This window comes from Streptomyces kebangsaanensis, from assembly GCF_001906585.1.
Taxonomy (GTDB): domain Bacteria; phylum Actinomycetota; class Actinomycetes; order Streptomycetales; family Streptomycetaceae; genus Streptomyces; species Streptomyces kebangsaanensis.
In genome coordinates this window covers 19,979-24,755 of record NZ_JUJA01000162.1, presented here as the reverse complement: position 1 = coordinate 24,755, position 4,777 = coordinate 19,979, and the positions used below count along the sequence as shown (strand labels likewise).

Annotated in this window: 5 protein-coding genes and 1 pseudogene; 2 read left to right on the top strand and 4 right to left on the bottom strand. The window is 76.5% G+C overall.

Going from position 1 to position 4,777, the window contains the following annotated elements:
- Positions 1–61: 61 nt before the first annotated feature.
- Complete coding sequence (locus RH94_RS31415; protein WP_073951734.1) at positions 62–502, bottom strand: hypothetical protein; 441 nt, start codon at positions 500–502, stop codon at positions 62–64.
- An 85-nt stretch (positions 503–587) separates the two neighbouring features.
- Between RH94_RS31415 and RH94_RS31410 the strand changes: the two genes are divergently transcribed.
- Both RH94_RS31410 and RH94_RS31405 read left to right on the top strand, forming a co-directional pair.
- On the top strand, positions 588–1,361 hold the full coding sequence (locus RH94_RS31410) for an MBL fold metallo-hydrolase (RefSeq protein WP_073951733.1): 774 nt from the start codon (positions 588–590) through the stop codon (positions 1,359–1,361).
- The gene (locus RH94_RS31405; protein WP_073951732.1) at positions 1,358–1,999 is read left to right on the top strand and encodes a DedA family protein; all 642 of its coding nucleotides are present in this window, start codon (positions 1,358–1,360) and stop codon (positions 1,997–1,999) included. The genes RH94_RS31410 and RH94_RS31405 overlap by 4 nt, the downstream gene beginning before the upstream one ends.
- Here RH94_RS31405 and RH94_RS31400 read toward each other — a convergent pair.
- The 3 genes and pseudogenes from RH94_RS31400 to RH94_RS40970 all read right to left on the bottom strand — a co-directional run.
- Positions 1,923–3,122 carry an MBL fold metallo-hydrolase gene (locus tag RH94_RS31400; RefSeq protein ID WP_234426159.1) on the bottom strand — a complete coding sequence of 400 codons (1,200 nt, stop codon included), beginning with the start codon at positions 3,120–3,122 and terminating at the stop codon, positions 1,923–1,925. The two genes, RH94_RS31405 and RH94_RS31400, sit on opposite strands and share 77 nt — an antisense overlap.
- Positions 3,119–4,369 carry an aminotransferase class I/II-fold pyridoxal phosphate-dependent enzyme gene (locus RH94_RS31395; RefSeq protein ID WP_073951731.1) on the bottom strand — a complete coding sequence of 417 codons (1,251 nt, stop codon included), beginning with the start codon at positions 4,367–4,369 and terminating at the stop codon, positions 3,119–3,121. The genes RH94_RS31400 and RH94_RS31395 overlap by 4 nt, the downstream gene beginning before the upstream one ends.
- A 156-nt stretch (positions 4,370–4,525) precedes the next feature.
- Positions 4,526–4,777: pseudogene (locus RH94_RS40970) on the bottom strand (hypothetical protein); the annotation flags it as partial.

Genomic DNA, 4,777 nt, shown 5'->3' with positions numbered 1-4,777 from the left:
GCCCGGCCCGTGGCCGGACAGAAGAGCCGGCGGCCGGCCCGGCCGACGGGCCCGGGGCGGTCTACCGGCCGTCGTAGCCGGCCGTGGGCATGGACAGGCGGCGGTGGACCCGGGCCTTCATCTGGGCGTCGTACGACGGCTCGGCCCGGCCCACCGTCTCCACCCGCACTCCGCGGCGCGCGCACTCCGCGGTGAACTCCTCGACGGAGGACAGGGCCCGTTCCAGCACGCGGCGGCTGGGGGCGACGAAGAGGTCGACGCCGGGGCGGACCCCCTCCCACAGGGCGCGGTGGTCGGCCCGCAGTCCGCGGACGAGCAGTTCCCGGGCGACCACGTAACCGTGTTCGGCCGCCCAGCGGGCGCACATCGCGTGCTGGCTGCGGGAGTCCACCAGGAAGGGGTCGTCGTGCAGCTCCTCCAGGGGCGTCAGGCTCGCGATCGCCGTGACGCGGACGGCCGCCGGGGCGCCGTCCCCCCCGGGGGCGTCCCGCACTTCTCCCATGGCGTCCCCCTCACCTCCGGGTTTTCGTCGCCGACCCTACTCCTGCACGTAGGCTCAGGGGGAGTCGCACGAAGGAGGCAAACCGGTGCCGGTGGAGATCACCTGGTGGGGTCACGCCACCTGCACGGTCGAGGACTCGAACGTCCGCGTGCTCACCGACCCCCTGTTCGCCCGTCGGCTCGCTCACCTGCGGCGCCGCCGCGGCGCGCTGCCGCCGCCGACCGCCTGGCACGCGGACGTGGCGCTGGTCTCCCACCTGCACGCCGACCATCTGCACGTTCCCTCGCTGGCCCGGCTGGAGCGGGGCACGCGCCTGCTGGTGCCCCGGGGCGCGCTCCGCGCGGTACCCGGGCTGCGCCGGCTCGGCCACCTGCGGATCACCGAGGTCACGCCCGGGGACCGGGTCGAGGCCGGCGGCGTGGTCGTACGGGTCGTGCCCGCGCACCACGACGGGCGGCGGCTGCCGGTCGGGCGGCGCCACTCCCCCGCGCTCGGGTACGTCGTCGAGGGCGAGGCGCGGACGTACTTCGCCGGGGACACCGGTCTGTTCGACGCGATGGCCGAGGAGGTCGGGCCGGTGGACGCGGCGCTGCTGCCGGTGGGCGGCTGGGGACCGTACCTCGGGGAGGGCCATCTGGACGCGGGAGGGGCGGCGCGGGCGCTGGCGCGGCTGGCGCCGGACTTCGCCGTGCCGGTGCACTACGGCACGTACTGGCCGATCGGGATGGACGCCGTGCGCCCCCATGAGTTCCATGCGCCGGGCGACGAGTTCGTGCGCCTGGCCGCGCGGCGCGCGCCCGGCGTGGCGGTGCACCGGCTCGGGCACGGGGAGAGCGTGCGCCTGGAGGTCGCCCGGTGATACGGCTCGCCGCCGCCGTGACATCGGTGGTGCCGGCGGAGCCCACACAGCAGGCGCTGGGGTATCCGTCGCTGTTCCTGCTGGTGCTGATCGGGGCGCTGGTGCCCGTGGTGCCGACGGGGGCGCTGGTCAGTTCGGCGGCGGTGGTCGCCTTTCACCGGACGGCGCCGTTCTCGCTGGCGCTGGTGTTCGTGACGGCGTCGCTGGCGGCGTTCCTCGGGGACGCGATGCTGTACTGGCTGGGGCGGCGCGGGCTGCGGTCGAAGAACGGTTCGCGCTGGCTGGAGGCGATCCGCGCGCGGGCGCCGGAGGAACGGCTCGGGCAGGCGCAGGACAGGCTCGCCGACCACGGGGTGGCGGTGCTGGTCCTCTCCCGTCTCGTCCCGGCCGGCCGCATACCGGTGATGCTGGCCTGCCTGCTGGCCAGGTGGCCCCTGCGCCGTTTCGCCCGCGGCAACCTCCCGGCGTGCCTGGCCTGGGCGGTCACGTACCAGCTGATCGGCATCCTCGGCGGCTCCCTGTTCGAGGAGCCCTGGGAGGGCCTGGTCGCCGCCGTCGCCCTCACCGTCCTCCTGAGCACCGCCCCCACGGCCTGGCGCCGCCTCCGCCGCCTGATCCCGGCCCACCGCTCCGACTGACCCCGCCGCCACCGCCCACGCCGGCCTCCCTGGCGCCGTCCCCCGGACGGAACGCCCGGTCCAGGACGCGGGACCCGCCCACCGGCAGGTCCCACAGGTCCTCTCGGGGGAGTCCGGCTTTGTACCAGGCCGTCCGGACCCGGGTGAGGGGTTCCAGGACCGGTTCGGCGGAGAGGATGAAGGTGCCCCAGTGCATGGGGGCCATGCGGCGGGCGCCGAGGTCCTGGGTGGCCCGGACCGCCTCCTCCGGGTCGCAGTGGACGTCGCTGAGCCACCAGCGGGGGTCGTAGGCGCCGATCGGGAGCAGGGCGAGGTCGATGCCGGGGTAGCGGCGGCCTATGCGGGAGAACCAGTGGCCGTACCCCGTGTCGCCGGCGAAGTACACGCGCTGTCCGTCGGGGGCGGTGAGCACCCAGCCGCCCCACAGGCTGTGGCAGGTGTCGGTGAGGGTGCGCTTGGACCAGTGGTGGGCGGGGACGAAGTCGAGGCGGACGCCGGACAGTTCGGCCGCCTCCCACCAGTCCAGCTCGGTGACACGGGTGAACCGGCGGCGCCGGAACCAGCGTCCGAGCCCGGCCGGCACGAACACCGGTGTGTCGCACGGGAGTCGGCGCAGGGTGGGCGCGTCCAGGTGGTCGTAGTGGTTGTGGCTGATGACGACCGCGTCGACGCGCGGCAGTTCCTCCCAGGGCACGCCGACGGGGGTGACGCGGGCCGGGGTGCCGATGATGCGGCGGGACCAGACGGGGTCGGTCAGCACGGTCAGCCCGCCGATCCGCACGACCCAACTGGCGTGCCCCGCCCAGCTGACGGCGACGGTGCGGGCGTCCACGCGCGGCACCGGGGCGGGCTCGTACGGCAGCAGCGGGACGTCGGCGAGGCTCTCCTTGGCCGGCCGTACGGCGCCCTCGCGGGCGAACCGGGCGAGGGCTTTCAGACCGGGCAGCGGGGCGGTGAGCCGGTCGTGGAAGGTGCGCGGCCACACCCGCCGCTCCCCCAGCGGTCTGGGTTCGGCCAGCGGCGGGTACGGTGCGGGCGGCGGGGCGAGCGGGGACGGGACCGCGGGGTCGTCGGCTTCCCGGGCGGTGGTCGTGGACGTGGTCGACTCGGACTGCTGCGTCATCGAGGAGACTCCCATCGCTGAGCGTCGTCGCGGAGATCGTCGAGGACCGATTTCAAGGAGAGCAACGCGCGTTGCACCTGCGGCAGTTCCAACGGCTCGGGGGACAGGAGGCACTCCGCGCGCTCCTCGTCCGTGCGGCCGAGGAGCTCCGCGGTGGACAGCCGTACCCGCAGCGCGCCCAGGTCGTCGCCGAAGCGGTGGCCGCCCGGCACGGGCCGGCCCAGGCGGGCGGTGAGGAAGTCCTCCAGATCCTGTGCGTCCCCCACTCCGCGGGCGGCGAGGACGGAGCGCAGAGAGCCGAGGTCGGCGTACAGGTGGCGGCCGGCCCGCGGCGGCCGTACCAGCGCGCCGGCGGCGACCAGGGTCGCGTGCGCGACGTGCGCCACGCGTGCGTGCAGGCGTACGGACGCGGTCAGGCGCGCGGTGACGGCGTCGGGCTCGTCGAGGGCGTAGGCGGCCGCGGCGGCGACCGGTTCCGCGACGCGCGCGTCCAGCGCGGTGAGCACGTCGAGCACGCGCGCGTGCAGCGCGTCGCCGGTGGCGCCGGCGGGGAAGCGGGCGATGGCGGCGGGCCAGCCGGCGGGCAGGAAGGCGCCGGCGAGGTCGGTGACGACGGTGACCCGTTCGGGCAGCATCTCGGCGGGGCTGAGCAGCACCGTCTCGTGCGGCGCGTGCACGGTGTCGCGCCAGGTCTCGTCGCTGACCAGGTGCAGTCCCTCGCCGGCGGCGGCTTCGACGGTCTCGTGCAGTACCTCGGGCGGTGCGACGGTCGCGGTGGGGTCGTCGGCGACGGACAGGACGAGCAGCCGGGGATCGCCGCCCTCGACGCGGACCCGGCGGACGGTCTCCAGCAGGGCGTACGGGTCGGGGACGCCACCGCACTCGGCGGGCGTCGCCACGGGGAAGGCGGGTCTGCCGAGCAGGCGCGCGTACGGCGCCCACCAGGCGGCACAGGGACGGGGCACCAGGACGTCCCCGCCGAGCGCGGCGGTGAGCGCGAGCAGCAGGGAGGGCGCGCCGGGTGCGGCCGCCACGCGGTCGGGCCGGGTGGACAGCCCGCGCCGCAGCCAGTAGCCGCAGGCGGCGTCCAGCAGGGCCGTGCCGCCGCCGATCGGTCTCTCCCGGGACCGGCTCGCGGCTCCGGCGAGCGCGGCGGACAGCTCGGGCAGCACGGGCAGTCCGTCGTCGGGGAGGGCTGACGGCCCGTAGCGGACGGGGCCGTGGCCTTCGGGGTCCGTCCGCCGCATGGGCACCTCCGCGCAGTCCCTGATGCCGTGTCGTGTCGCCGCCGGTCCGAGCGGCCCGCGGGCTTCGGGTACCCCGGGAAGCGCCGCCCCATGGCCGCCCGGCGGGTTGCGAAGATCACACAGGGCTACGGCACCCCACGGCGTCCCGGGGTCCGGTCAGCCCTTCCGGCGCTGCCACACCCGGTGGACCGCCGCGCCGAGCGCCGCGGCGATCAGCAGGCCGCCGACGACCAGGGCCGGCAGGGAGGTGGTGAACGCGCCGCCCGCACCGGCCTGCACACCGTGCTGGGCCGCGCCGCCCGCGCAGTTCCCGTCGGCGGGGTCCGCGCAGGCCCGGCCGGGGTCGCGCGGCCCCTCGTCGTGGGAGGTGTCCCGGCCGGCCGCCGTGTCGCGGCCCGGGTCGCGCGG

What these genes read in the sequence shown, in the direction of transcription:
- RH94_RS31415 (WP_073951734.1), bottom strand. Translation starts at nt 502, where the DNA reads ATGGGAGAAGTGCGGGACGCCCCCGGGGGGGACGGCGCCCCGGCGGCC.
- RH94_RS31400 (WP_234426159.1), bottom strand. Translation starts at nt 3,122, where the DNA reads ATGACGCAGCAGTCCGAGTCGACCACGTCCACGACCACCGCCCGGGAA.
- RH94_RS31395 (WP_073951731.1), bottom strand. Translation starts at nt 4,369, where the DNA reads ATGCGGCGGACGGACCCCGAAGGCCACGGCCCCGTCCGCTACGGGCCG.